Genomic DNA, 25,251 nt, shown 5'->3' with positions numbered 1-25,251 from the left:
GAACGAGAACAAAAATTGAACATCGCCACTTTATGTTCTAAGCTTGCGAGTCTCAAGCTGGAAAACTGCCGGGGAGGCGGGAGTGCAGAATTTAATCGTGCAGCCGTTGACGCCAGACCGATGGGACGATTTCGAGACGTTGTTTGGGCCAAGCGGCGCCTGTTATGGCTGTTGGTGCACCTATTTCCGCGTCCCGACATCGCAGCGCAAGACGATGGATGCAGCAGCAAAGAAGCAGTTGATCCGCGAGCGAATCTCGGCTGGGCCGCCGCCCGGCCTTCTAGGCTATAATGATGGACAACCGATCGCCTGGGTGCAGGTCGGTCCGCGTGCAGAGCTGCCGCAATGGAACTCGCCGAAAACGGTGTCGCGTCCGCTCGATCCCGCCGATGCGGAAGACAGTTCCGTCTGGGCGGTGAGCTGCTTCTTCATGAATTCGAAGGATCGCGGCAAGGGACACAGCCACCGCATGTTGTCGGAGGCCGTGAATTTTGCCCGTGCGTCAGGCGCGCGGTTGCTCGAAGGCTGTCCGATCGAGCGTACCAAGCAGTCGAAATCCGTCGGTCTCTATGTCGGTTCGCAGCGCATCTTCGAGGCCGCCGGATTTTTGGAAGTTGCAAAGCGCAAGGATGGCAGGCCTCTGATGCGCCTCGTGCTCTGAGGGCAGCTTGGGCGGCGTCAGCGCGCGATATGGGCCTGGATCAGCGGCGCTGCCTGGCTCCATTCGTTGGCTTCTGGAATACCCGCGGCCGCTGCCGGTGACATGCGGTGGACGATGGAATCCGGTTTCAGATTGATGAGGAGGCACTCCGGAACATGCTCGCTAACCGAATGCAGATTGTGGGCCATATCATCGACGAAGGCGAGGGGCATCTCGCGCCGCCGATGCAGCGAGCGCACGATCGGCCCCTTGGGCTGCAGCGACGCGAGCAGTGGATAGGTAAGCTCGAGTCTGTCCAGCAGTCGCCGCCTCTGTTCCCAGAACTGCGGCGGCATGGCGGTGAGGAAAACGATGTCAGCGTCTTTCGAGAATTCGCCGAGCGTATCGACCACGCGATCGAGTGGTGTCTGCCATTTTTCCTGTGCCTCGAAGAAGGCTCCGATCAGCCGATGAACATCCTTTTCTTCCAGCGCAGAGCCGTTGGCCTTGGAGACGATGTTGCCCGTCAGCCGGAAGGAACGCGGCAGGAATTCATGGCCTTCTGCCTCGATGAAGGTCAGGAAGGGCGCAAAGAAGTGCAAGACGACGTCGTCGACATCGCAAACGATCAACGGCCGCTCCTGCAGCTGGATATGCGATACGTCGAATTCGATCGGGGCATCCATGATCAGTATTCTCCAGAGGCAAGGCCTGGCGGCGAAAAATGCGCCGATGCAGCGGCGACGGCCTCCGGCGCAATGCCGCTGGCCTCGCAGAAGGCCAGCAATGTCGGTTCGTGGTTCATGAGGAAATCGAGCATACCGGCAAGAAAGGCCGGCTCGTTGATGGCGTTGCGCACCTGTGCCGGCTCTATGCCGGTCAGCGCCAAGAAGCGGCCGAACATATCCGGTTCATTGGCCAGCCAGCCGAGTACGGCAATGGCAGTCTCTTGCGGGTCGGCCGCGCTCTTCTTCGGGTTCTTGAAGTTACTTTGCATTTTGACGGGTGAGTTACCTATTTTTCAACCAAATGCCGGTAGTTTGCGATTCAAGTATTTCTGGAATCGGTTCCTCGCGACCCTATATTTCGAGAGAATGGATGCAATACCGGATGCAGGGACAGCTTTCCATGCCTAAGCAGGTAATGATTGTAGAAGACAACGAGCTCAATATGAAGCTCTTTCGCGATCTGATCGAAGCGTCCGGCTACACGACGATCCAGACCCGTAACGGTATGGAAGCGCTCGATCTCGCGCGCAAGCACCGTCCCGATCTGATCCTCATGGATATCCAGCTGCCGGAAGTTTCCGGTCTGGAGGTCACCAAATGGCTGAAGGAAGACGACGATCTTCACGTGATCCCTGTGATCGCGGTCACGGCCTTCGCCATGAAGGGCGATGAGGAGCGCATTCGCCAGGGCGGTTGCGAGGCCTATGTGTCGAAGCCGATTTCGGTGCCGAAATTCATTGAGACCATAAAGACCTATCTGGGCGACGCCTGATGATGGGGAAGAGCTGATGACCGCACGCATCCTGGTAGTCGACGATATTCCGGCCAATGTGAAGCTTGTGGAAGCGCGGCTGCTCGCCGAATATTTCGAAGTGCTGACAGCCGAAGACGGCTTGAAGGCGCTCGCCATTTGCGCGGGCACGCAGGTCGATCTCATCCTCCTCGATATCATGATGCCCGGCATGGATGGTTTTGAGGTGTGCGAACGCCTGAAATCCGATCCCCGCACCGCCCATATACCCGTCGTCATGGTCACGGCGCTCGATCAGCCTGCCGACCGTGTGCGCGGCCTGAAGGCCGGTGCCGACGATTTCCTGACCAAGCCCGTCAACGACCTGCAGCTCATTTCGCGCGTCAAGAGCCTGCTTCGCTTGAAGACATTGAGCGACGAGCTGCATATGCGCAACGAGACTGCGCGCAATTTCGGTATTGACGATCTGATGCGGGCTGGCGACGGCCGCACCGAGGAAGCCGGCCAGGTACTGCTGGTCGATGGCCGCGCCAATTCGCAGGAGCGTATCATCCGCACGCTCAAGCCGATCGCCCAGGTCGTCGCAATGTCCGATCCGCAGGCCGCTCTGTTCGAGGCTGCTGAACGGGCGTTCGAACTGGTCATCGTCAATTCGAATTTCGACGACTACGACCCGCTGCGGCTTTGCTCGCAGCTTCGTTCGCTGGAGCGCACGCGTTTTCTGCCCGTGCTGCTGGTGACGGAGCAGGGCGCAGACGACATGATCGTCCGCGCGCTGGATCTCGGTGTCAACGACTATATCGTCCGGCCGATCGATCCGAACGAACTCGTCGCGCGCTGCCTCACGCAGATACGCCGCAAACGCTATAATGATCGCCTGCGCGCCAGCGTACAGCAGACGATCGAGCTTGCCGTCACCGATGCGCTCACTGGCCTGCATAACAGGCGCTATCTCGACAATCACCTCAAGGTGCTTTTCGACCGTTCCCTGGCGCGGGGCCGGCCGCTCTCGATATTGATTACCGATATCGATCGCTTCAAGACCGTCAACGACACCCATGGCCACGATGCCGGCGATGAAGTTCTCAAGGAATTCGCCGCGAGAATCCGTTCCACGGTACGCGGCGCAGATCTCGCATGCCGTTATGGGGGCGAGGAGTTCGTTGTGGTTATGCCGGATACGCCTGCCGATACGGCCGCCGCGGTCGCGGAACGACTACGCGCTGCGGTAGAAAATATGCCGGTGAAATTACGCGAAAACGGTGTTGCGCTTAACATCACCGCTTCCTTCGGAATTTCGTGCCGTTTGGAGACGATCGAGACGCCGGAGCAGTTGATGAAGCAGGCGGACATTGCGCTTTACGAGGCCAAAAGAGCAGGACGCAATAGGGTTGTAGCTTCAGCGGCCTAGGGATGAATGGCGGAGAAATGCGGCCGCCCGTGAATATTGAGGGTATTTTTCAGGTTTTGAACAACAGTTCAAAATTTTTTGTTCTTTATCCTGCGGGCATCGTCACATAGCCTTGTTTTAAAGAAACGCTGCATACTTATACTTTTGAATTCGCCAGATACCTTCGCTTTTCGGGTACTTTCGAAATATTCTTGTCTTATCGGCATATAGTTTTGTTTTGTTGGCGGCGTGTTGATGAGATGTCCGTTGAAAGTTGACCGATTAACTGAATGTAATTTGTATATTCAAATGCTCTTGAATATCTGTATTCGATCTTTTCTAACAAAGGAGGCATTATCACTTTATTCTTGATAGTTTCTTGAGTTAATTTCACTAAGACTATCGGACATTCCTTTCCACCAAAGTCATGAATTTTAACCATCCGAGCAGACAGGCATTTTTTATCATTAAGAATTTGTTGATTTTCTTTCGGTTTCGCGCGAATTTAGTCTCGTACATGGACAACCCGCAAGGGTTCCGAGATACCCCATGATGCTCAGGTCCGCCGCATCTCCTGGGTCGTGGGGTCGGTCGGCTGGCAGGCAGAAAGATAACGGTTCCTCGTGCCGTTTTGCAGGCTAGCCGGCCCCCAATTTTAAAACGCCGCTCTTCGTTCGTCGAAGGCGGCGTTTTTCTTTTCTACCGACACGGCAGGCCATTGCTCCACGCGGGAGTTTTCTAACTGACGTCGCAAAATCGGACAACGATCGAGACGATACCGCCAAAACAAAAAAAGGCGCCAACCCGAGGGTTTAGCACCTTTTTGTAACCTAAAGTTTAGGAAACTTACTTGATCTTCGTTTCCTTGAACTCGACATGCTTCTTAGCAATCGGGTCGTACTTCGTCTTCGTCATCTTGTCCGTCATCGTACGGCTGTTCTTCGTCGTGACGTAGAAGAAACCGGTGTCGGCCGTCGACAGCAGCTTGATCTTGATGGTGGTAGCCTTGGCCATGGTCGTCCTGCCTTTAATAAAAATGAACGCCGTGGACGGCCAGTGCGGAGGTCCACGGCGAATTCTGGCGCGAAAATACAAATCGCGCCCGAAAAGTCAACCTCTGTTGCCCATGAAAAGCAGGCGTATCCCCGAAAGCAGGACATAAAGGCCGAAGAAAAAGGCCACAGCCCAGGCAAAGCCGCTCGGATTGGCGAGATCCATGGCGGTACCGATCGTCGGCGGCCCTAGAACCATGCCGACGGCGTAACAGAAGACGAAGGCCGCGTTGGCCGCCACCAGATCGACGCCGGTCAGCCGCGTGCCCAGATGGCTGAGCCCGACCGTATACATGCCGGAAACGCAGCCTCCCCAGAAGAGCAGGATGATCGCGAGAATGATCCAGTTCGATGCTAGGGAGGGCAGCAGAAGCGCTCCGACAAGCCCGATCGTGGCCATGATCGACAGCAACGGCCGCTTGTCGCGCATGCGGTCAGCAAGCAGGCCGAGTGGAATCTGGAAGACGAAATTGCCGACGCCCATGACGGTCAGCAGCAGTGCGGCCTGTGATTCGTTGAAGCCGAGACGTGTCGCATAGCTGGTGAAGAGCGAGCCGCCGCCGACGGTGACCGCGCCGAACACGAAGACTGCGGCTGTCGCCGTTGGCACCAGGAAGATGTAGCGGACGAAGTGCAGCTCCGGCTTCTCGTCGACGATCGGGCTCTCGTTGCGGGCGATGAAGATCGGGATGGCAGCAGCCAGAATGATGCAGGCGCCGATGATGAAGGGCATCAAGCCTTCGCTGCCGACAACGGAAAAGAGCAGGGGGCCGGCCGCAAAACCGAGCGAGAACACGGTGGAGTAAAGCCCGAGCACGAAGCCGCGCTTCGAAGGTGGCGATGCAGCATTGATCCAGAATTCCGACAGGATGAACAGCGTCGTCGTCGCCCCATGAAAGACGATGCGCAGCGGAAACCACAGCAGCAGATTTTCCGCATAATAGAAGCCGAGCGAGCTCAGTGCCGACAGGAAGACGGCCCAGATCATCGTCTGTACGACGCCGAAGCGGTGCGCGAGCTTGGTCGTGACGACCGCTGCCAGCATCGAAGCGACGCCCATCATCGCAGTATTGAGCCCGATCAGACTTGAGGGAACGCCGCGTTTTTCAAGAATGATACTCAGAAGCGGCAGGCCAAGGCCGATGGCGATGCCGACGGCGGATACGGACGCTATGGCTGCGACGAGCGAGGGCCAGTGAATTTCTTCGACATGGCCGGCCTTGTCGTTCGTCGGTTCAAGCATAAACTGATTCCTGGAGCATGAGACGGTCGAATCGATCCGGACGCGGAACATAGAAAGGCACGGCTCGGCCAAATTCAGGTGACGGGTCGGCTTTCATGAGATCGGTCAAACCCTCCGGAATGGTCCCCTTGACGCGGGGCATGTTCAGACAAGAAATGTTGCCGATGTCAAGCCGTTGCTGATTAACGAGCTCGCGCGAATGGCGAATATTGGTCGAATCGACGACGATTCCCGATAGAAGAGTGCGATGTGGCAAGACAACTTCGGCCATGAGCGCTGGCCGGCTGCGGGGACGGGCACCTATCGTCACGAACGATCGTTCCCCTGATCCCATTCCTCCGGGCTGTCATCATGGCCGCCGAAGCCATGCATGCGCAGCGCCCATTGCAGGCCGATGACGCCACCCTTAATCGGCTGGATGATGGCAAGCGCCGCGATAATGGTGATCGGTGCCCAGATGGCGAGATGCGCCCAGAGCGGCAGCTTGAAGGTCATATCAGTCAGCATGTAGCCGCCGACGATGATGTGGCCGAGAACGAGGATCACCAGATAGGGCGGCAGGTCGTCGGCGCGCTGGTGGGAAATATCTTCGTCGCAGACCGCGCAACGGTCGACAGGCTTCAGGAAAGCGCGAAAGAGCTTGCCGGTGCCGCAGCGCGGGCAGCGGTTCAGCATGCCGCGGGAAATCGACCGTCCGAGCGCACGTTCGCTCTCGTCTGAACCGCCGAAGCGGATGGGAGAGTCGGATGGGCTGCCCGTCATGAATACGCTTCCTCCGTGCCGGCAGCCACCTTTTATCTACGGCCGCGCGGCGGTCTCGTGCCTGGCGCCTTGCGGGCCTGGCTCTTGTTGCGGCGGGTCGCCTTGTGGAAGGAGCGCACCGCCGTCGGCATAGGCTTGCCGTCGCTCAGCATTTCGAAGCGCAGGGCTCCGGCAAGCGGCACGGCTTCCGCCAGTCTCACCGTCACATCGTCGCCGAGACGATAGCCGAGCCCTGTCCTTTCACCCGTCAGCGCCTGATGCGCCTCGTCATAAATGAAGTAATCAGTGCCGAGCGTAGATATAGGGATGAAACCGTCGGCGCCATAGTCCGGCAGGGTGACAAAAAGTCCCGACTTGGTGACGCCGCCGACCCGGGCCTCAAATTCCGCACCGACACGGCCGGCGAGATGATGAGCAATCAGCCGGTCCACGGTCTCGCGCTCGGCGGCCATGGCACGGCGCTCGAAGGTCGAGATCTCAGCTGCGATATCGTCGAGCGACGCCTCTTCGTCCGGCGTGATCGCACCTTCGCCGAGGCCGAGCGAGCCGACGAGCGCGCGATGCACGATCAAGTCGGCATAGCGGCGGATCGGCGAGGTGAAGTGGGCGTATTTCATCAGGTTCAGGCCGAAATGCCCGATATTGTCGGGGCTGTAGATCGCCTGGCTCTGCGAGCGCAGCACCATCTCGTTGACCATGGTTTGATGCGCCGTACCCTCGGCTTTCGCCAAGATGCCGTTGAAACTGTTGGCGCGCACGTTGCCGCCCTTGGCAAGCGATATGCCGAGGGTGGCGAGGAATTCGCGCAGCACCTCCTGCTTGGCGAGCGTCGGGCCATCGTGGATACGATAGATCAGTACCTGCTTCCGCTTTTCCAGCGTCTCGGCAGCGGCGACATTCGCCTGGATCATCATCTCTTCGATGAGCTTGTGCGCATCGAGGCGCGGCGGCACGAAGACGCGATCGACGGTGCCGTCCGGCTTCAACAGGATCTTGCGCTCGGGCATGTCGAGCTCGAGCGGCTGGCGCCGGTCACGGCCCTTTTTAAGAATGTTGTAGGCGTGCCAGAGCGGCTTCAGGATCGGGTCCAGCATCGGACCGGTCTTGTCGTCGGGCTTGCCATCGATTGCCGCCTGCGCCTGCTGATAGGAAAGCTTGGCCGCGCTCTTCATCATGATGCGATGGAAGGTATGGCCGGCCTTGCGGCCTTCCTTGGAGAAGATCATTCGAACCGCGAGGGCAGGGCGGTCGACGCCTTCCTTAAGCGAGCAAAGATCATTGGAGATGCGCTCGGGCAGCATCGGCACGACACGATCGGGGAAGTAGACCGAATTGCCCCGCTTCAGCGCCTCGCGGTCGAGCGGCGAGTTCGGACGCACATACCAGGAGACGTCGGCGATGGCGACGGTGACGATCACGCCGTCCGGATTGTCGGGCGAGGGATCCATTTCGGCGTAGACAGCGTCGTCATGGTCCTTGGCGTCGGCCGGGTCGATTGTTATCAGCGGCAGGCTGCGCCAATCCTCGCGATGGGACATGGTGGCCGGCTTTGCGGCATCGGCCTCCGTGATCACGGCGGCGGGGAAGACATGTGGAATTCCGTGCGCATGAATGGCGATCATCGAGATCGCCTTTTCCGAGGCGACGGAGCCGATGACCGACAGAACCTTGGCGCGCTGCAGGCCGAAGCGGCCGAGACGCGCCACTTCGACTTCGACCAGGTCGCCGTCTTTGGCGCCGCCGGTATAATCCGGGTCGATCACCATCTCCTCGCCGCGCCGTTCGATCGGCATCAGGCGGCCGCCGCCGCCAGGCGTTTCGCGGAAGACGCCCATGGAGGCGCCCTGCCGCTTGTCGATGACCTTGATGATGCGAGCCGTATAGGCTGGGCCGCCGCGATCGACGGCTGAGAAGATCTTCGCAAGAATGCGGTCGCCCATGCCGGCGACCGGCGCCTTGCCCTTGCCGTTGCGGCCGGCCGGCGAGGAAGACTGCTTGATCAACACGGCAGGCGCGACGCCATTTTCCTCAGCCCATTCGGCGGGACGGCCGATCAGCATGCCATCCTTGTCGCGCGTTGTGATGTCGAGCACGGCGATCGGTGGCAGCGCGCCGGGGCGGATGAGCGACTTGCGGCTCTTCTGCACCATGCCTTCTTCTTCGAGCTCTCGCAAAAGGTCCTTCAGCGCGACGCGGCTCTCACCCTTCAGGCCGAAGGCTTTGGCAAGCTCGCGCTTGGACGCCTGCTGCGGATGATCAGCGATAAAGCGCAGGATGACCTCGCGCGGCGGCAGAACGCCGTGCATGATGGCCATCATCGGCTCTGCACTCTCGCCCCGCTTGATCGCGCGACCAGACTTGCCGGGGCGTCGCTCCGACGATGAAATCCTGCCGCGCGGTTCTCTGCTCACTCTGCACTCTTCTTTTTCGCTGCCGTCTTGGCCGCAGGCTTCTTTGCGGCAGCCTTCGGCTTGGCGGTCGTTTTCGTCGCTTTTGCGCCGGCTGCCGCGGTCTTTGCCTTGGCAGGCGCCTTCTTGATGGTGCCGCCGCTCTTACCCGCCTTGGCAGCGATCAGAGCCAGAGCTTCCTCGACCGTGATCGCCTGCGGATCCGTGCCTTTCGGCAGCGTCGCATTGACCTTGCCCCAGTTGACATAGGGGCCGTACTTGCCGTCGCGAACGGTGATCGCGCCGCCCCCATCCGGATGTTCGCCCAGTTCCTTCAGTGCTGCCGGTGTGCCGCCGCGTGCCTTGCCGCCAGCTGCCTTGCTCTGCTTTTCGGCAATCAGCGTCACCGCGCGGTTGAGACCGACGGTGAAGACATCCTCGACGCTTTCGAGGTTGGCATAGCTGCCGTCATGCAGAAGGAAAGGCCCGTAGCGGCCGATGCCGGAAGAGATCATCTTGCCGGTTTCCGGATGCTTGCCGATATCGCGTGGCAGCGAGATCAGCGCCATCGCCTTCTCATAATCGATATCCTCGGGCTTCCAGCCGCGCGGCAGGGAGGCGCGCTTGGCGTCCTTGCCGTCGCCGCGCTGGATATAGGGACCGAAGCGGCCCGAACGCAGCGTCAGCTCTTCACCGGTCACCGGATCGGCGCCGAGAGCCTTCGGCTCGTTTAGTCCGTTGGATTCGGCTTCCGCGCCGCCTTCCGACGAAAGCTGGCGGGTATAATTGCATTCCGGATAGTTCGAGCAGCCGACGAAGGCGCCGTATTTGCCGAGTTTCAGCGAGAGATTGCCCGTGCCGCACACCTGGCAGATGCGCGGATCGCTGCCATCCTCGCGCTTCGGGAAGACAAGCGGCGCCAGCGCATCGTTCAGTGCATCGAGCACATTGGTGACGCGTAGTTCCTTGGTGTCCTCGATCTGGGCAAAGAAATCACGCCAGAAGTCGCGCAGCACGTCCTTCCAATTCAGCTCGCCAGCGGAGATGCGGTCGAGCTTCTCTTCGAGATCGGCCGTGAAATCATACTCCACATACTTGGTGAAGAAGCTTTCGAGGAAAGCCGTCACCAGCCGTCCCTTGGCCTGCGGCACCAGCTTGCGCTTGTCGATGGTCACATAATCGCGGTCACGCAGCGTTGCGAGCGTTGCCGCATAGGTGGAGGGGCGGCCGATGCCGAGCTCTTCCATCTTCTTGATCAGCGATGCTTCCGAATAGCGCGGCGGCGGTTCGGTGAAATGCTGGGTCGAGTTGATCTTCTGCTTGGCGAGGTTTTCGCGGGCATTGATTTCCGGCAGACGACCGCCTTCTTCGCTGTCGTCGCTCTGCTCGCCATCTTCCTTCTGATCGGTATAGGCGGCGATGAAGCCGTCGAAACGAATGACGGAGCCGACGGCGCGCAGGCCGGCCTTCTTGCCGGCGTTATCGGCCAGGATCTCGACGGTCGTGCGCTCGATTTCGGCCGAAGCCATCTGGCTGGCGATGCCGCGCTTCCAGATCAGGTCATAGAGCTTCAGCTGGTCGTCATCGAGGAATTTGCGGATGCGATCCGGCACGCGGTCGAAATCGGTCGGGCGGATCGCTTCGTGCGCTTCCTGGGCGTTTTTCGCCTTGGTGGAATAGAAGCGCGCCTTTTCCGGCAGGTAGCGGTCGCCGAACTGATTGGCGATGGCGCGGCGTGCCGCATCGATCGCTTCCGGGGCCATCTGCACGCCGTCGGTACGCATATAGGTGATGAGACCGACGGTCTCTCCGCCGATATCGACGCCCTCATAGAGCTTTTGCGCCACCTGCATGGTGCGCGAGGCCGAGAAACCGAGCTTCGAGGAGGCGGCCTGCTGCAGCGTAGAAGTGGTAAATGGCGGGCTGGGGTTGCGCTTGACCGGCTTTGCCTCGACCGTGTCGACGACATAAGAGGCGCCTTCGAGCAGGGCCTTTAGCTTGCCGGCCTCTTCGCCGTTGCCGATCGCGCGCGGCTGCAGGCGCTTGCCGTCGGCGGAGACCAGACGCGCTTCAAACTCGTCGCCGCGTGGCGTCTTCAGGATCGCCGAGAGGTTCCAGTATTCTTCCGAGATGAAGCGTTCGATCTCCGACTCGCGATCGCAGACGAGGCGAAGGGCGACGGACTGTACGCGACCAGCCGAACGGGCGCCTGGCAACTTGCGCCACAGGACCGGAGATAGATTGAAGCCGACGAGATAGTCGAGGGCGCGGCGGGCGAGATAGGCGTCCACCAGCGGCACGTCGATGTCGCGCGGCTCGGCCATGGCGTCGAGCACCGCCTTCTTGGTGATGGCATTGAAGACGACGCGCTTCACCGGCTTGCCGTTGATGACACGCTTCTTGTTCAGCACGTCGAGTACATGCCAGGAAATGGCTTCACCCTCGCGATCCGGGTCGGTCGCGAGAATCAGGCCGTCGGAGGTTTTCAGCGCATCGGCGATGTCCTTGATGCGCTTTTGTGAGGCGCCATCGACTTCCCACAGCATTTCGAAATCCTGATCCGGCAGCACCGAACCGTCTTTAGCGGGCAGGTCGCGCACATGGCCGAAGGATGCAAGAACCTTATATCCGGGTCCCAGATATTTATTGATTGTCTTGGCCTTGGCAGGCGATTCCACCACTACAACGTTCATCATCAAGTCTCTGAATACGAGGTCGCGCCGGTATAAGACGCGGGAGATACCGGGTTTTTCCGTCTTCCCGGCCTTCCGACATGGACAGGGAAATCGTCGCGGTCAAGAGGCTACTGCATAATTCCTTAAATCGGAATCGATTGAAGGCTAAAATTATGCAGCACCTTTAACGTGTTACAGCGACCTTTGCGCGTCATATCTGACGCGCGGCACTGTAATGCGATTTTTGCGCTTGCGCGACGATGCGATGCTCAGAATCGGTATGCCCGTCACAGTTTTCAATCCAGCATGGAGATCGACACAAGTCCGCCGGGGTGGCGATGCAGCCGTCCGGCCATGTCGAGTTCGAGAAGAACGGAGTGAACGGCCGATATCGATAAGCCGGTGTGGCGGACGATATCGTCGATTTCGACCGGCGTCGGCCCGAGTGTTTCGACGATATGGTCGCGCTCGGCGTCATCGGGCGGCGCGGCGAGCGGTCCGCTTCTTTCAACGGGCGGCGCGGCGGGGCGCGGGCGAAAGAGGTCCGGCTCGGCGAGCGGTCGCAACGCCTCAACGATATCGTCCGGTGACGCGACGATCATCGCGCCGTCTTTCAGCAGGCCGTTCGTCCCTTCGCAGCGTGGATCGAGCGGCGAGCCGGGAACGGCAAAGACAAGCCTGCCGAATTCTCCGGCCAGACGTGCTGTTATCAGCGAGCCGGATCGGGTTGCCGCCTCGACAACAACGACACCGAGTGAAATGCCTGATATCAGGCGGTTGCGGCGCGGAAAATCGCGCGCCCGAGGCTCCCAGCCGAACGGCATCTCGCTCACGGCAAGTCCGTTACCGTCCCAGATATCGTTGAGCAGGCCGATATTCTCGGGTGGATAAGGCTGGTCCAGCCCGCCCGCCATAGCGGCGATCGTGCCCGTTGAGAGGCTCGCGCGATGGGCTGCCGTATCGATGCCGCGCGCGAGCCCGGAAACCACTGCATAGCCTGCTTCACCGCAGATGCGCGCGATGATGGCGGTGAATTTCGCGCCGCTGACTGAGGCGTTGCGGGAGCCGACCATGCCGATAGCCGGCTTGGTAGCTACAGACATGTTGCCTTTGACGGCCAGCAGCGGTGGAGCGCCATCGATCTCGCGAAGGGCAGGGGGATAGTCCGGTTCACCGATGCCGACGAAGCGCGCTCCGAAACGATGCGCCGCTTCCAGTTCTCGCAATGCATCCCGTTCGTCGGCGATACGGACGCTGCGCGTCGAGCCACCGCGTTGCGAAAGCTCCGGCAGCATGGCTAGCGCAGCTTCGGCGGAACCATAGTGATTGATGAGGTCACGAAAGGTGGACGGACCGACATTGTCGGAGCGGATGAGCCTGAGCCAGGCGATCCTCTGTTTTTCGGTCAGCGCAACTCCTGTCCGTCTTGCGCTGCCAGTATCCATTATCCCTTTGCTCCGATCTTGCCTTCCGTTCCCGCAGTCAGCCGAGCAATGTTTGCCCTATGCTTATACCAGGAGATGACGGTCATCAGCGCCATGACAGCGGCGATCTTGTCGACGCCCAATATCCACAATACAACCGGGATGACAAGAGTTGCAACCAGTGCGGAAAGTGAGGAATAGCGCGTGGTAAAGGCGATCGCCAGCCAGACGATGGCGAAAATCAAAGCCATCAGCGGCGCGAGGCCGAGCAAGATGCCGAGGTAGGTGGCGACACCCTTGCCGCCCTTGAAGCCGATCCAGACCGGGAAGATGTGGCCGATGAAGGCGGCGAAGCCGGCGAGCACACCGGCATCCTCGCCGAAGAAATGCACGGCGATCAGGACGGCCGCCGTACCTTTGAAGGCATCGAGCAGTAGGGTCGCGGCTGCAAGCCCCTTGTTGCCAGTGCGCAGCACATTGGTTGCGCCGATATTGCCCGAACCAATATTGCGCACATCGCCGAGACCGGCCATTCGGGTCAGCAACAGGCCGAAGGGGATGGAGCCGAGCAGATAGCCGATGACGAGGGCGGCAAGCGCGGTCTGCAGGGTAAGCTGCCAAGTCCAGAAATCAGCCATCGCGTCTTATTCTCCGTAAACCCTGGCGCTTGCCTTAGAGACTGTGAACCAGCTTGCCGGCGACATAGGTTGCAACCGCCCGGCCGCTCATTCTCGCATCCTCGAAGGGCGTATTCTTCGAGCGCGACAAAAGCATGTCTTTTGCGACAAGCCAAGGCTCGTCGAGATCGACAAGAGCGATATCGGCCTTTGCGCCGGGCTTCAGCGTGCCGGCGGGAAGTCCGAAGATCTGCGCCGGTCGCGTGGAGAGCGCATCGACGAGCCGCATCAGGCTGACCTGACCGCTGTGATAGAGCCGGAGCGCTGCCGGAAGCAGGGTTTCCAGCCCAACCGCACCGTCTTCCGCTTCTCCGAACGGCAAGCGTTTCGTATCGACGTCCTGCGGATCATGCGAGGAGACGATGATGTCGATCGTGCCGTCCGCCAACGCCTCGATCATGCCCGTGCGGTCATCCTCGGAGCGTAGCGGCGGGTAGAGCTTGAAGAAGGTCCGGTACTCGCCGATGTCATTCTCGTTGAGGGCGAGATTGTTGATCGAGATGCCGCAGGTGACCTTGGCGCCGCGCGAGCGGGCGAGACGGATCGCCTCTGCTGATTCCGGCACCGAGATCATAGCAGCGTGGTAATGGCTGCGCGTCAGCGTCGCGATGCGAAGGTCGCGTTCCAGCGGAATCAGTTCGGCTTCTTTCGGGATGCCCGAGAGCCCGAGCCAGCTTGCCAGCAGGCCCTCATGCATGACGCCGTTGGCGCCGAGATATTTATCGCGCGTCTCGCAGGAAATGACAGCGCCGAATTCGCGCGCATAGGTCATGATGCGGCGCAGGACCTGACTGTCGTGGACGCTGGAATGGGCGTCGGTGAACACGACGGCTCCCGCTTCCCGCAGCAGGCCGATTTCCGTCATCTCCTCGCCGGCAAGCCCCTTGGTAAGGGCCGCTGCCGGATAGACATTGACGACGGCCGTGTCGCGCGCCGTCTTCCGGACGAATTCGACCAGGGCGATATCGTCGATGACCGGATCTGTGTCCGGCATCATGATGAAGGAGGTGACGCCACCGGCTGCCGCTGCACGGCTGGCGGAGGCAATTGTTTCGCGATGCTCGCCGCCGGGTTCGCCGACATGCACACGCGCGTCGACGAGGCCAGGAATGGCGATGAGGCCATTGCAATCGCGAACGGTCGCGCCTTTGGGAATGCCGTGGTTCTTCGCATCCTTGCCTGAGGCAACGATCACGCCGTCTTCGACGACGATCGTGCCGACCTCGTCGAGATCGCGCGAGGGGTCGATGATCCGGACGTTCTGGAGGACGATCGAGTTGCTCATGCGCCCACTCCCTCGGTGCGAGGTCCCTGGTTCTGTGAAACGAGCAGGGTCTCCATCACAGCCATGCGCACAGCGACGCCCATCTCGACCTGTTCGGCGATGACGCTTTGCGGGCCGTCGGCCACCTCAGAGGCGATTTCCACTCCGCGGTTCATCGGACCTGGATGCATGACGAGTGCATCCTCCTTGGCGACCTTGAGCGTCTCGGCGTCGAGGCCGTAGAAGTGATAATATTCGCGCACCGAAGGCACGAAGGCGCCCGACATGCGCTCGCGCTGCAGACGCAGCATCATGACGACGTCGGCATCCTTCAGCCCTTCTTTCATCGAATGGAAGACCTCGACGCCCATGTCGGCAATGCCGGCCGGCAGCAGCGTGGCGGGTGCGACGACACGGACGCGCGCACCCATGGCGTTGAGAAGGAGGATGTTCGAGCGGGCCACACGCGAATGCAGCACGTCGCCGCAGATGGCGACGATGATGCGCGAGAGCTTGCCCTTGGCGCGGCGGATGGTCAGTGCGTCGAGCAGGGCCTGGGTCGGATGCTCATGCTGGCCGTCGCCGGCGTTGACGACGGAGCAGGACACCTTTTGCGCCAGAAGTGCGGCGGCGCCTGCGCTGGAGTGGCGGATGACAAGCACATCAGGCCGCATCGCATTCAGCGTCATCGCCGTATCGATCAGCGTCTCGCCTTTTTTGACCGAAGAATTGCCGACCGACATGTTCATCACATCGGCGCCGAGCCGTTTGCCGGCCAGTTCGAAAGAGGATTGCGTGCGCGTCGATGCTTCGAAGAAGAGATTGATCTGCGTCAGGCCGCGAAGCGTCGACGTCTTTTTCTCGCGCTGGCGGCTGATCTTGACCGCCTCGTCGGCCTTGTCGAGAAGATAGGTGATATCCTGCTCGGTGAGGCCCTTGATGCCGATGAGGTGGCGGTGGGGAAAGAAGACCATGAACCTGCCCTCTGGATTTCGTCAGGCGGTCTATAAAGAGGGAGCGCCGATGGGGCAAGCGGCGGCGTGCGCCGAGGCTGCGTGTTCCCCATGCAATTTCGCCCGAATCCCGCTACAGGAGCTATGCCGGTGGGAGACGTAACTTCCGGTTTCCCTTTCCAACCCACTTGCTCTACAAGCGATTCATGACCCAACCGACCCGGACTGACGACCCCTTTGCCGACCTGAACCAGCCGAGCCTCTGGACCGGCATCAATGCCTATCGTTCCGATCCGCTGATCGTCGATCTCACCTCCGGCCTGCCGCGTTCGATCCGGGAAGAGCTGGAGCAGCACGGTCGTTTCGTCACTTCGCACGAGGCGCAGGAACTGGCGCGCATGGCAAACCAGGGCACGCCGCAGCTGCGCACCCATGGGCCGCGTGGCGAGCGTCTGGACGTCGTGGAATTCCATCCGGCCTGGCACGCGCTGATGCGCCGCTCCATGGCGATGGGCCTGCATTCCTCGATCTGGGATGCGCAGGCCGATCCCGAGGCGAAGGGCCAGTCCCACAAGCTGCGCGCGGCCCGTTTCTATCTGACTGCGCAGCTTGAGTGCGGTCATCTCTGCCCCCTTACGATGACCAGCGCCTCGGTCGCCGCCATGATGGCATCGCCGGCGGTGCAGAAGGATTGGGCGCCGAAGATCCTGTCGCGCAAGTACGATTCGTCCAACAAGCCCGCCATGCAGAAGAGCGCCGTCACCATCGGCATGGGCATGACGGAAAAGCAGGGCGGCACGGATGTGCGCGCCAACAAGACAAGTGCCGACAAGGTCAGCGAAGGCATCTATAGGCTTTCGGGTCACAAGTGGTTCATGTCGGCGCCGATGAGCGATGCCTTCATTATGCTCGCCCAGACCAAGGAGGGCATGGGCTGCTTCCTGGTGCCGCGGCTGCTGGAGGATGGCTCCGCCAACGGCCTGCATTTCCAGAGGCTGAAGGACAAGCTCGGCAACCGCTCGAATGCCTCGTCGGAAGTCGAGTTTACCGACACGTTCGGCTTCCTGCTCGGCGCGCCCGATGCGGGCATCCGCACGATCCTGGATATGGTGACGCTGACGCGGCTCGATTGCGCTCTGGCCTCTGCAGGTATCATGCGTGCCTCGCTCGCCGAAGCCGTGCACCATGCGCGCGGTCGCAGTGTCTTCGGTAAGATGCTGGTCAATCAGCCGATCATGACGCGCGTGCTCGCCGATATGGCACTTGATGTCGCCGCAGCAACCGCGCTCGCCTTCCGCCTGGCCGAGGCCTTCGACAAGGCAAGCGGCAGCAGCGAAGATGCCGCCTATGCGCGCGTCATGACGCCGGTTGCCAAATACTGGTGCTGCAAGATCGCGCCGGCGCTGATCTACGAAGCCATGGAGTGCATCGGCGGTAGCGGCTACATCGAGGAGCGCCCGATCGCCCGCCATTACCGTGAAGCCCCGGTCAACGCGATCTGGGAAGGCTCCGGCAATGTCATGGCGCTCGATGTCTTGCGCGTGTTGAACCGGGGCAGGGACCTGTTCGAGACTGTCTTTGCCGGTCTCTCCCGCGATCTCGGCCCCGCCGGCAAGAAGACCATCGATGTCCTGCGCGCCGCCATGGCGCTATGCGAGCAGGATGAGGGCGCTGCCCGCCTGCTGGTCGAGCAGATGGCGCTCGCGGCCGGTGCCGCCGAGCTTTATCGCCTCGGAGCCGGCAAGATCGCCGATGCCTTCATCGAGACGCGTCTCGCCGGTGGCTGGCGTGCGACCTATGGCATGCTCGATTCACGCTTCGATGCCAGCTACATTGTCGATCTGCTGTATCCGCCAGCGACATAAAACCATGCTGTCGGCTGCGTAGCCAGTATCCTTGATTGATGCGATACCAGTATTTATTATCTATTGGTATCCGTAGGAGGGCTTCATGGCTCGCAACACATCCGTTTCGCTGGGAGATCATTTCAGCGCCTTCATCGAAGCGCAGATAAAGACAGGGCGATATGGCTCTGCCAGTGATGTTGTTCGCGCAGGTTTGCGCCTGCTTGAAGAGCACGAGGCAAAGGTCAAGCATCTGCAGAGTGCGTTGATCGCCGGGGAAGAGTCCGGGGAGGTTGCTTCCTTCGATAACGCCGCATTCCTCAAGCGAATGCGCGCGACCTATGGTGAATAGGCCTCGCAAGTGCGGTCTTTCGCCGCTTGCGGTGGCGGATCTTGAAGGTATCTGGCGATATACGGTCGAGAACTGGTCTGTAAGGCAAGCTGAGATCTACCATGCTGAAATCGTTGCAGCTTTCGAGGGGTTAGCGTCCGGCGAGAAAATTGGTCGCGCGACTGACATCCGTGACGGCTATTTCAAATATGCCGTAGGCTCTCATGTGATCTACTATCTTTTACGGGATGGCGAGGTCGCGATCATTCGCATATTGCACCGGCGAATGGATGTCGGTCGGCATCTTTGAAGAGATGTCTGGCATCCGGAACGACAGTGTGATTTGGTCAATATCTCTAATCTGTGGATTCGCGCGGTTGGCGGACGTGAGCCTTGTCAGATTTATTGTTCGAGGCGACTTGGCTTGCTATTCACCGGTCGGTGACAGATTGGAGTCGAGTCGATGTCCCCAGCAAATACTGCCGTTAAAATTCCGGTAGAAATGCCAGTCGTGGAAAAGCGTGTGCGCAATCGCGCCGCGACGGAGCAGGCAATCCTGGACGCCGCCAAACGGCTTTTGGCGGAGCAGGGGTTCCAGAATTTCGGTATCAATGCGGTGGCCCGCGGTGCCGGCTGCGACAAGCAGCTGATCTACCGCTATTACGGCGGCTTGAATGGCCTTGTGGAGGCCATCGGCACCGATCTCGGCAGCTGGGTCACCGATCGCATTCCGGACGATACCGGCGGCATGTTCCTTTTGACCTATGGCGATCTGATGGAGCGGCTTTCGCTGCTGTTCCTCGATGCTTTGCGCGCCGATCCCCTCATGCGCCGCATCGTCGCCTGGGAAGTCTCCGAAAATAGCGAGCAGGTGCGCCGGCTTTCCGAGGCCCGATCCAAGGCGCTCGCCGGCTGGATCGAGCGCATGCGCGGCTCGCTCGTGCCGCCCAAGGGCGTCGATGCTCAGGCCGTCAATGCCATGATCTTTGCGGCCATCCAGCATATCGTCCTAGCTGCGGCCGTTAGCGACCAATGCGCCGGCCTCGTCTTGAAGAACGGCAAGGATTGGGAGAAGGCGGCAACGGCCTTGAAGCGGATCGTGCGCGGCGTTTACGGCTGATGCCAGCCGTCGGGCAGGGATATCCACAGGCTCGCTTCGCCGTTAACCTTAACAAATGGTTTACATTGCGCCGCAGCGGTTAACTCGTCACTGTCGGAGAACGATTAGTTAACCATCAAGCGTGCAGCCATGGGGTTGAAACCCGCTAAATTAGTGTTTCTCGTTACCACGGTGATGTTCTTTGCCGTGCTCGCACTAGATATAACGCTGCCCGCGATGGTGTTGAGCGCCATGGCGCTGTCGAACTGGCTCGTCCTTTCGGCTGGCACGACGCAATTTCAGCGTCGAAGGGGTACCGCATGAAGTGGTTGTTGATTTGCTGGGCCGGACCGGTCTCGTTTCTCGGGGCATGGTATTATCTGTCGTACTACGACATGAGCTTCGGCATCTTCATGCTGACGCGGCAGATGCACGATCTGGTGTTCGATATCTACGGCAAGATCCTCGGTATTCCGCCGGAAACCATCCCGCCGCTGGTCGCGCGTGCGATCGCCTTCGACAGCCTGCTGGTCTTCGCAATCTACGGCTTTCGCCGCCGGGCAACTATCATCGGATGGTGGAAGCGCCGTCAGGAGGCGTCCGAATCGGGCAAGGCGGCCCTGCCGAGCGCCGATAGCCTGTCCAAGGCTCCCTGAAGAATGAAGCTTGCCGCCGCCGAGTCGATGCGCTCGGCGCGCTTGGCCCGCGAGACGTCCATTTCCAACAGCGCCCGTTCGGCCGCAACGGTCGAAAGCCGCTCGTCCCAGAAGACGAAGGGCAGAGCGGTCTTTTCCGACATGCTACGCACGAAGGCGCGTGTCGCCTGCACGCGCGGCCCGGCGGAGCCATCCATGTTCATCGGGAGTCCTATGACGAAGGCCGCCACCTTTTCCTTCTCGGCGAAGGCGAGCAATGTTTCGGCATCCTGGGTGAATTTCACGCGCTTGATGACGGGGCGAGGCGTGGCGAAACGCCGCCCGAGATCCGACATGGCCAATCCAATTGTCTTTGTGCCGAGGTCGAGACCGGCAATCGGCTGACCGGGCAGGAGCATCACGGCTAGATCTTCGATGGTCAGCGTCGTCATCAGGGTACTGCTCCTGTCAAAACAAATTGAAGTCCTAACCGCTTTTCTTTGTTGCGGTTTGAGATATCTCCTAGACACCAGCCTCACATTTCAAATCAAGTCATAAGGAGAAATCCAATGAAGATCACCTGGCTCGGCCACTCCGCTTTTCGCATCGAAACGGCGACGGCAAAAATACTGATCGATCCATTTCTGTCTTACAATTCTTCCTTTGCGGCCGCCGGTCTCAACATCAAGGACGTTGCTCAGGGCGTGACTCATATCCTGCTGACGCATGGCCATGCGGACCATGTCGGTGACACGGTTCAGATCGCCAAGGATACCGGCGCCGTCGTTCTTGCCAATGCCGATCTCGCCTCCTGGCTCGGCACCAAGGGCGTCGAGAAGCTGGAAATGGGCAATACTGGCGGCACCGTCGGCCTCGGCGGCTTCTCGGCCACCTTTACCAATGCGCTGCATTCCTCCGCCCAGATCACCGAAGACGGCGTTTCCCACGCACTCGGCAATCCGAACGGCCTGATGCTGCATTTCGATGACGAGCCGACATTGTTCCATATGGGTGATACGGATATCTTCTCGGATATGGCGTTGATTAACGAGCTGCATCAGCCCGATATCGGCATCCTGCCGATCGGCGACCGCTTCACCATGGGCGGCGCGGTAGCGGCACTTGCCTGCCAGCGCTTCTTCAACTTCAAGACCGCCATTCCCTGCCACTACGGCACGTTCCCGATCATCGACCAGACGCCGGAAAAGTTCATCGCCGGCATGGAAGGCTCGAAGACCGCGGTTGCCGCGCCGAAGGTGGGCGAGAGCGTTTCTGCCTGACGATACCCGTTGCGTATGGCGGGCATGGCCTTTATAGCGATAGGAAAAATCCTACCCGGAGAATGCCATGTCCGTCGATCTCGCCACTGTCAAACGCGTCGCCCATCTTGCCCGCATCGCCGTCAATGAAGACGAAGCGCAGCGGATGATGGGTGAGCTTAACGGCATTCTTGGCTTCGTCGAGCAGCTCTCCGAAGTGAATGTCGATGGCGTCGAAGCCATGACCTCGGTAACTCCGATGGCGATGAAGAAGCGCGCCGACGAAGTAACGGACGGCAACAAGGCTGCCGACATCGTCGCCAATGCGCCGAATACCGATCAGAATTTCTTCCTGGTGCCCAAAGTCGTCGAATAACGGTTCCTTCGAGCCTTTCCGACCCGTTGCCCAATTCCAGATCTGAAGCGAAACAAAATGAGCGAACTGACCAGCCTGACCATTGCCGAAGCCCGCGACAAGCTGCGCGCCAAGGAGATTACCGCCACCGAACTGACCGAGGCCTATATCTCGGCGATCGAGGCGGCCAATGCTCAGCTCAATGCCTATGTGAAGGTGACGCCGCAAAAGGCGCTGGCAATGGCCAAGGTGTCGGACGCTCGCCTCGCGGAAGGCAAAGCCGGCCCGCTGGAAGGCATTCCGCTTGGCATCAAGGACCTGTTCGGCACGGAAGGCATTCATACGCAGGCCTGCAGCCACATCCTGGACGGCTTCGAGCCGCACTATGAATCGACCGTCACGCAGAACCTCTGGAACGACGGCGCCGTCATGCTGGGCAAGCTCAACATGGATGAGTTCGCCATGGGCTCCTCCAACGAGAGCTCCTACTATGGGCCGGTGATTAACCCATGGCGTGCCAAGGGTTCGAACCAGCAGCTGGTGCCGGGGGGCTCGTCCGGCGGTTCGGCTGCAGCCGTTGCAGCCCATCTGTGCGCCGGCGCGACGGCCACGGATACCGGCGGCTCTATCCGCCAGCCCGCAGCCTTCACTGGTACTGTCGGCATCAAGCCGACCTATGGCCGCTGCTCGCGCTGGGGCATCGTCGCCTTCGCCTCGTCGCTTGACCAGGCCGGCCCGATCGCTCGCGACGTGCGCGATGCCGCCATCCTCCTGAAGTCGATGGCAAGCGTCGATGCCAAGGACACGACCTCGGTCGACCTGCCGGTGCCGGATTACGAAGCCTCGCTCGGCAAGTCGCTGAAGGGCATGAAGATCGGCATCCCGAATGAATACCGTGTCGATGGCATGCCGGAAGAGATCGAGACGCTTTGGCAGCAGGGCATTGCCTGGCTAAAGGACGCCGGCGCCGAGATCGTCAACATCTCCCTGCCGCATACGAAATACGCGCTGCCGGCCTATTACATCGTCGCGCCCGCCGAGGCCTCTTCGAACCTTGCCCGCTACGACGGCGTTCGCTACGGCCTGCGCGTCGACGGCAAGGATATCGTCGACATGTACGAAAAGACGCGCGCTGTCGGCTTCGGCCAGGAAGTGAAGCGCCGCATCATGATCGGCACCTATGTTCTGTCGGCCGGCTACTACGACGCCTATTACCTGCGCGCCCAGAAGGTGCGCACGTTGATCAAGCGCGATTTCGAACTGGCCTTCAACGCCGGCGTCGACGCGATCCTGACGCCCGCCACCCCATCCTCGGCCTTCGGCATTGCCGATGAGGACCTCGCTTCCGATCCGGTGAAGATGTACCTGAACGACATCTTTACGGTGACGGTCAACATGGCGGGTCTACCCGGCATCGCCGTTCCCGCTGGCCTCGACCCGAAGGGCCTGCCGCTCGGCCTGCAGCTCATCGGTAAGCCGTTCGAAGAGGAAACCCTCTTCAAGACAGCCCACGTCATCGAACAGGCCGCCGGCAAGTTCACGCCGGCGAAGTGGTGGTAAGCACTACCATGAGACGAACGGCTTGATGACCAGTCTCGTCAAGCTTGGCGACATCAGAAGCCACTTATCGGAAGGGCCGTTCGGATATCCGGACGGCCCTTTTTGCACATGCCAATATTCCGCCCGCGCTCCATCACACTTTGGACCGAAATACGATCATAAACTGCAGCGGGCCGCTTGGTCTCGTCCTCTGCAACCGAATCGGAAGGTCTCTTCATGCTCAAGCAAGTCACGGCGATCCTGCTCCTCAGCGTGTCATGCCCAGCGATTGTGCTGGCGACCGATAATGGAGCCATTCGATCCATCACCCTGTCTTCGGGCGGCCTGGCACAGGTGTCTCGATCGGCGGATATCAGCAGCGACGGCGTGATCCGGATCGAGGTTCCCCTTGATCAGGTCGATGACATCCTGAAGAGCCTTGTGGTCAACGGGTCGGCGGGTTCGGTGGCCGGCATGGCGTTGGCGGGGCCTCAGCCATTGCAGGAAACCTTCAAGGGCCTGCCGTTTAGTCTGGAAGCGCTTTCGTCCGTGCCGTCGCTTCTGACATCGATGCAAGGCACCAAGGTCGCGGTCACCAGCGGCGGAAAGACCGTCGAGGGAAGCGTTCTCGGCATCGAGATGAGAAAGGCTGACGATAAGGCCACTACTTACCTGCTGACGGTTATCGACAAGGATGGAGCGGTGGAGACGCTGGCGCTTGGCGAGGATGCCTCCGTCCGGTTTGATGACCCCGACGTAAGAGCAAAGCTCGCCCAGGCGACGGCAGCTATTGCCCGCGGCAAGAACGATCGCACCCGCGCGATCGATATCAAGGTGAACGGCGTGAAGGATAGCGGCGCCATCGGCCTAACCTATGTCGTGCCGTCACCGATCTGGAAAACGGCTTATAAGGTCGTGATCGACGAAAAGAACAAGGCGCGCCTGCAGGCATGGACGGTGCTGGAAAATGCCAGCGGCGAGGACTGGAAGGGCATCAAGCTGACGCTGACCTCGGCCGAGCCGGTGACGCTGAAACAGGGTCTGCACCAGCTCTATTGGAGAGAGCGGCAGGAAGTGCCTGTCAACACGGCGTCCAACAATGGCCCTGATCCCGATAGCGGCGATCTGTCCAACAGGCAGCGTCTCGCTTCGAATGCCGAGGAACGAGCCGCGCCCGCACCTGCCAAGGCGATGATGGGTGGCGTCAGCAGAAAGGCATACGCGGCTGACGAGCTGGAAGGTTCGGTCGCGCCGATGCAGATTGCCGCGTCCAATCCCGCCAGCGCGACCGAGAGCGATATCTCGGCCACTTTCGAGCTTCCAGGGACCTACGATCTGGCCAATGGCGATACCTTGTCGGTGCCGATCATGGATGCAGAAGTGGAGGCCGACATGGTGGATATGTATCGGGCCGGCAGCAGCCTGCGCAATCCCATCGCCGCGGTGATGCTGAAGAATACCACCGGCGTCAGCATGCCGGCGGGAATCCTGACGCTTTACGACGGCAAAACCGGCTATATCGGCGATTCCCAGCTATCGGCATTACCCAAGGACGACACGCGCCTCGCCAGTTTCGCGACCGATCGCAAGGTAACGATCAGCGAGCAGCAAACGCCGACGGAGGAGATCGCCTCGCTGAAGGTTGCCGACGGCGTGATGAACGCTACCGTCAAATATCGCCAGACGACGACATACACCGTATCAGGCGCGCTGGACGGCGAACGGACTGTTGTCATCGAGCACCCGATCCGGGACGGCTGGTCATTTTCTTCAGCCGAAAGCTTCGGCAAGACGGCAACGCACCAGCGGCTCAAGGCGGCGGTGCCAGCTGGGGCGGAAAAAGTACTGACGGCAGTCGACGAGCAGCTTCAGAGCAACAGCTACGCCTTGGTCGATATCGATCCGGACATGCTGCTCGGCTGGTCGGCCTCGACCCATGACAAGGAACTGACGGACAAGCTTACAAATCTCGCCGACGCTCGTAAAAGGCAGGTCGCGATCCAGAACGAACTGACGAGCCTTGACAGTGAAATCGAGAAAACCGTCAATGAGCAGGAGCGGATAAGGCGCAATCTCGGCGCCGTGCCTGACAACAGCGATCTGAAGAAGCGCTATTTGAAGGCCTTAGCGGATAGCGAGGATCAAATCGCCGCCATGAACGAAAGGCGCGATGCAGTGCAGCAGGAAAGCGATCGCCGCGGCGACCATGTGACTGACATCATCAGGACATTTTGATCGCCACG

25 protein-coding genes are annotated in these 25,251 nt (G+C 60.2%); 12 read left to right on the top strand and 13 right to left on the bottom strand.

Annotated elements, in window-relative coordinates:
- Positions 1-82: 82 nt before the first annotated feature.
- Positions 83-661: a GNAT family N-acetyltransferase gene (locus AC13QY_RS25085; protein WP_069614954.1), complete on the top strand. Its 579-nt coding sequence runs from the start codon at positions 83-85 to the stop codon at positions 659-661.
- A 17-nt stretch (positions 662-678) separates the two neighbouring features.
- Here AC13QY_RS25085 and AC13QY_RS25080 read toward each other — a convergent pair whose 3' ends face one another.
- Positions 679-1,326: a hypothetical protein gene (locus AC13QY_RS25080; RefSeq protein ID WP_113351565.1), complete on the bottom strand. Its 648-nt coding sequence runs from the start codon at positions 1,324-1,326 to the stop codon at positions 679-681.
- 2 nt (positions 1,327-1,328) lie between these two features.
- The gene (locus tag AC13QY_RS25075; RefSeq protein WP_069614952.1) at positions 1,329-1,637 is read right to left on the bottom strand and encodes a DUF3572 domain-containing protein; all 309 of its coding nucleotides are present in this window, start codon (positions 1,635-1,637) and stop codon (positions 1,329-1,331) included.
- A gap of 131 nt (positions 1,638-1,768) precedes the next feature.
- Here AC13QY_RS25075 and AC13QY_RS25070 point away from each other — a divergent pair, with 131 nt between their 5' ends.
- Both AC13QY_RS25070 and AC13QY_RS25065 read left to right on the top strand, forming a co-directional pair.
- Complete coding sequence (locus AC13QY_RS25070; RefSeq protein WP_028754034.1) at positions 1,769-2,140, top strand: response regulator; 372 nt, start codon at positions 1,769-1,771, stop codon at positions 2,138-2,140.
- Between the two features lie 16 nt (positions 2,141-2,156).
- Positions 2,157-3,530 (top strand): PleD family two-component system response regulator, encoded by a 1,374-nt coding sequence (locus tag AC13QY_RS25065; protein WP_488494129.1) that lies wholly within the window; start codon positions 2,157-2,159, stop codon positions 3,528-3,530.
- Positions 3,531-4,355: 825 nt separating this feature from the next.
- Here AC13QY_RS25065 and rpmG read toward each other — a convergent pair.
- From rpmG to AC13QY_RS25015, 10 genes are all read right to left on the bottom strand, one after another.
- The gene (gene rpmG, locus AC13QY_RS25060; protein WP_003587245.1) at positions 4,356-4,523 is read right to left on the bottom strand and encodes a 50S ribosomal protein L33; all 168 of its coding nucleotides are present in this window, start codon (positions 4,521-4,523) and stop codon (positions 4,356-4,358) included.
- 96 nt (positions 4,524-4,619) lie between these two features.
- A complete protein-coding gene (locus AC13QY_RS25055) occupies positions 4,620-5,804 on the bottom strand; it encodes an MFS transporter (RefSeq protein WP_069614950.1) in 1,185 nt (394 codons plus the stop codon).
- Positions 5,797-6,075, bottom strand: a complete 279-nt coding sequence (locus AC13QY_RS25050) for a hypothetical protein (protein ID WP_113328959.1) — start codon at positions 6,073-6,075, stop codon at positions 5,797-5,799. Before AC13QY_RS25050 ends, AC13QY_RS25055 begins: the two co-directional genes overlap by 8 nt.
- Positions 6,076-6,110: 35 nt before the next feature.
- Positions 6,111-6,566, bottom strand: a complete 456-nt coding sequence (locus AC13QY_RS25045) for a DUF983 domain-containing protein (protein WP_113351563.1) — start codon at positions 6,564-6,566, stop codon at positions 6,111-6,113.
- Between the two features lie 32 nt (positions 6,567-6,598).
- On the bottom strand, positions 6,599-8,977 hold the full coding sequence (rnr, locus tag AC13QY_RS25040) for a ribonuclease R (protein ID WP_113351562.1): 2,379 nt from the start codon (positions 8,975-8,977) through the stop codon (positions 6,599-6,601).
- Entirely contained in the window at positions 8,974-11,646 is a 2,673-nt protein-coding gene (gene topA / locus AC13QY_RS25035; RefSeq protein ID WP_113351593.1) for a type I DNA topoisomerase, read from the bottom strand. The genes rnr and topA overlap by 4 nt, the downstream gene beginning before the upstream one ends.
- A gap of 278 nt (positions 11,647-11,924) precedes the next feature.
- Positions 11,925-13,073, bottom strand: a complete 1,149-nt coding sequence (dprA, locus tag AC13QY_RS25030; protein ID WP_113351561.1) for a DNA-processing protein DprA — start codon at positions 13,071-13,073, stop codon at positions 11,925-11,927.
- Complete coding sequence (gene plsY, locus AC13QY_RS25025) at positions 13,073-13,690, bottom strand: glycerol-3-phosphate 1-O-acyltransferase PlsY (protein WP_113351560.1); 618 nt, start codon at positions 13,688-13,690, stop codon at positions 13,073-13,075. Before plsY ends, dprA begins: the two co-directional genes overlap by 1 nt.
- Before the next feature lie 34 nt (positions 13,691-13,724).
- A complete protein-coding gene (locus AC13QY_RS25020) occupies positions 13,725-15,014 on the bottom strand; it encodes a dihydroorotase (protein WP_113351559.1) in 1,290 nt (429 codons plus the stop codon).
- A complete protein-coding gene (locus tag AC13QY_RS25015; protein ID WP_113351558.1) occupies positions 15,011-15,967 on the bottom strand; it encodes an aspartate carbamoyltransferase catalytic subunit in 957 nt (318 codons plus the stop codon). Before AC13QY_RS25015 ends, AC13QY_RS25020 begins: the two co-directional genes overlap by 4 nt.
- Before the next feature lie 185 nt (positions 15,968-16,152).
- Between AC13QY_RS25015 and AC13QY_RS25010 the strand changes: the two genes are divergently transcribed.
- From AC13QY_RS25010 to AC13QY_RS24990, 5 genes are all read left to right on the top strand, one after another.
- Positions 16,153-17,811: an acyl-CoA dehydrogenase family protein gene (locus tag AC13QY_RS25010; RefSeq protein ID WP_113351592.1), complete on the top strand. Its 1,659-nt coding sequence runs from the start codon at positions 16,153-16,155 to the stop codon at positions 17,809-17,811.
- Between the two features lie 85 nt (positions 17,812-17,896).
- Complete coding sequence (locus tag AC13QY_RS25005; RefSeq protein ID WP_113351557.1) at positions 17,897-18,142, top strand: type II toxin-antitoxin system ParD family antitoxin; 246 nt, start codon at positions 17,897-17,899, stop codon at positions 18,140-18,142.
- Complete coding sequence (locus AC13QY_RS25000; protein WP_112723131.1) at positions 18,132-18,431, top strand: type II toxin-antitoxin system RelE/ParE family toxin; 300 nt, start codon at positions 18,132-18,134, stop codon at positions 18,429-18,431. Before AC13QY_RS25005 ends, AC13QY_RS25000 begins: the two co-directional genes overlap by 11 nt.
- Before the next feature lie 153 nt (positions 18,432-18,584).
- Complete coding sequence (locus tag AC13QY_RS24995; RefSeq protein WP_488494128.1) at positions 18,585-19,241, top strand: TetR/AcrR family transcriptional regulator; 657 nt, start codon at positions 18,585-18,587, stop codon at positions 19,239-19,241.
- A gap of 299 nt (positions 19,242-19,540) precedes the next feature.
- A complete protein-coding gene (locus AC13QY_RS24990; protein ID WP_152096427.1) occupies positions 19,541-19,876 on the top strand; it encodes a DUF6105 family protein in 336 nt (111 codons plus the stop codon).
- On the opposite strand, the gene ruvX is transcribed toward AC13QY_RS24990, so the two are convergent.
- Positions 19,810-20,307, bottom strand: a complete 498-nt coding sequence (gene ruvX / locus AC13QY_RS24985; protein ID WP_095434546.1) for a Holliday junction resolvase RuvX — start codon at positions 20,305-20,307, stop codon at positions 19,810-19,812. The genes AC13QY_RS24990 and ruvX overlap by 67 nt on opposite strands.
- Before the next feature lie 117 nt (positions 20,308-20,424).
- Between ruvX and AC13QY_RS24980 the strand changes: the two genes are divergently transcribed.
- The 4 genes from AC13QY_RS24980 to AC13QY_RS24965 all read left to right on the top strand — a co-directional run bounded on the left by AC13QY_RS24980 (position 20,425) and on the right by AC13QY_RS24965 (position 25,243).
- Positions 20,425-21,135, top strand: coding sequence for a metal-dependent hydrolase (locus AC13QY_RS24980; RefSeq protein WP_488494127.1), 711 nt, complete (start codon positions 20,425-20,427; stop codon positions 21,133-21,135).
- A gap of 67 nt (positions 21,136-21,202) precedes the next feature.
- The gene (gene gatC / locus AC13QY_RS24975; protein WP_037194314.1) at positions 21,203-21,490 is read left to right on the top strand and encodes an Asp-tRNA(Asn)/Glu-tRNA(Gln) amidotransferase subunit GatC; all 288 of its coding nucleotides are present in this window, start codon (positions 21,203-21,205) and stop codon (positions 21,488-21,490) included.
- A 57-nt stretch (positions 21,491-21,547) separates the two neighbouring features.
- Positions 21,548-23,029 (top strand): Asp-tRNA(Asn)/Glu-tRNA(Gln) amidotransferase subunit GatA, encoded by a 1,482-nt coding sequence (gene gatA / locus AC13QY_RS24970; protein ID WP_113351552.1) that lies wholly within the window; start codon positions 21,548-21,550, stop codon positions 23,027-23,029.
- Between the two features lie 216 nt (positions 23,030-23,245).
- Positions 23,246-25,243 carry a DUF4139 domain-containing protein gene (locus AC13QY_RS24965; RefSeq protein ID WP_488494126.1) on the top strand — a complete coding sequence of 666 codons (1,998 nt, stop codon included), beginning with the start codon at positions 23,246-23,248 and terminating at the stop codon, positions 25,241-25,243.
- Positions 25,244-25,251 lie beyond the last annotated feature (8 nt).

The sequence above is a fragment of the Martinezella sp. CNPSo 3795 genome, assembly GCF_057784475.1.
This window is presented reverse-complemented; position numbering and strand designations above follow the sequence as displayed.

Excerpts from the sequence above, each read along its gene's own strand:
- AC13QY_RS25080 (WP_113351565.1), bottom strand. The coding sequence starts at position 1,326 with ATGGATGCCCCGATCGAATTCGACGTATCGCATATCCAGCTGCAGGAG.
- AC13QY_RS25075 (WP_069614952.1), bottom strand. The coding sequence starts at position 1,637 with ATGCAAAGTAACTTCAAGAACCCGAAGAAGAGCGCGGCCGACCCGCAA.
- AC13QY_RS25070 (WP_028754034.1), top strand. The coding sequence starts at position 1,769 with ATGCCTAAGCAGGTAATGATTGTAGAAGACAACGAGCTCAATATGAAG.
- AC13QY_RS25065 (WP_488494129.1), top strand. The coding sequence starts at position 2,157 with ATGACCGCACGCATCCTGGTAGTCGACGATATTCCGGCCAATGTGAAG.
- rpmG (WP_003587245.1), bottom strand. The coding sequence starts at position 4,523 with ATGGCCAAGGCTACCACCATCAAGATCAAGCTGCTGTCGACGGCCGAC.
- AC13QY_RS25055 (WP_069614950.1), bottom strand. The coding sequence starts at position 5,804 with ATGCTTGAACCGACGAACGACAAGGCCGGCCATGTCGAAGAAATTCAC.
- AC13QY_RS25050 (WP_113328959.1), bottom strand. The coding sequence starts at position 6,075 with ATGGCCGAAGTTGTCTTGCCACATCGCACTCTTCTATCGGGAATCGTC.
- AC13QY_RS25045 (WP_113351563.1), bottom strand. The coding sequence starts at position 6,566 with ATGACGGGCAGCCCATCCGACTCTCCCATCCGCTTCGGCGGTTCAGAC.
- topA (WP_113351593.1), bottom strand. The coding sequence starts at position 11,646 with ATGAACGTTGTAGTGGTGGAATCGCCTGCCAAGGCCAAGACAATCAAT.
- dprA (WP_113351561.1), bottom strand. The coding sequence starts at position 13,073 with ATGGATACTGGCAGCGCAAGACGGACAGGAGTTGCGCTGACCGAAAAA.
- plsY (WP_113351560.1), bottom strand. The coding sequence starts at position 13,690 with ATGGCTGATTTCTGGACTTGGCAGCTTACCCTGCAGACCGCGCTTGCC.
- AC13QY_RS25020 (WP_113351559.1), bottom strand. The coding sequence starts at position 15,014 with ATGAGCAACTCGATCGTCCTCCAGAACGTCCGGATCATCGACCCCTCG.
- AC13QY_RS25015 (WP_113351558.1), bottom strand. The coding sequence starts at position 15,967 with ATGGTCTTCTTTCCCCACCGCCACCTCATCGGCATCAAGGGCCTCACC.
- AC13QY_RS25010 (WP_113351592.1), top strand. The coding sequence starts at position 16,153 with ATGACCCAACCGACCCGGACTGACGACCCCTTTGCCGACCTGAACCAG.
- AC13QY_RS25005 (WP_113351557.1), top strand. The coding sequence starts at position 17,897 with ATGGCTCGCAACACATCCGTTTCGCTGGGAGATCATTTCAGCGCCTTC.
- AC13QY_RS25000 (WP_112723131.1), top strand. The coding sequence starts at position 18,132 with ATGGTGAATAGGCCTCGCAAGTGCGGTCTTTCGCCGCTTGCGGTGGCG.
- AC13QY_RS24995 (WP_488494128.1), top strand. The coding sequence starts at position 18,585 with ATGTCCCCAGCAAATACTGCCGTTAAAATTCCGGTAGAAATGCCAGTC.
- AC13QY_RS24990 (WP_152096427.1), top strand. The coding sequence starts at position 19,541 with ATGAAGTGGTTGTTGATTTGCTGGGCCGGACCGGTCTCGTTTCTCGGG.
- ruvX (WP_095434546.1), bottom strand. The coding sequence starts at position 20,307 with ATGACGACGCTGACCATCGAAGATCTAGCCGTGATGCTCCTGCCCGGT.
- AC13QY_RS24980 (WP_488494127.1), top strand. The coding sequence starts at position 20,425 with ATGAAGATCACCTGGCTCGGCCACTCCGCTTTTCGCATCGAAACGGCG.
- gatC (WP_037194314.1), top strand. The coding sequence starts at position 21,203 with ATGTCCGTCGATCTCGCCACTGTCAAACGCGTCGCCCATCTTGCCCGC.
- gatA (WP_113351552.1), top strand. The coding sequence starts at position 21,548 with ATGAGCGAACTGACCAGCCTGACCATTGCCGAAGCCCGCGACAAGCTG.
- AC13QY_RS24965 (WP_488494126.1), top strand. The coding sequence starts at position 23,246 with ATGCTCAAGCAAGTCACGGCGATCCTGCTCCTCAGCGTGTCATGCCCA.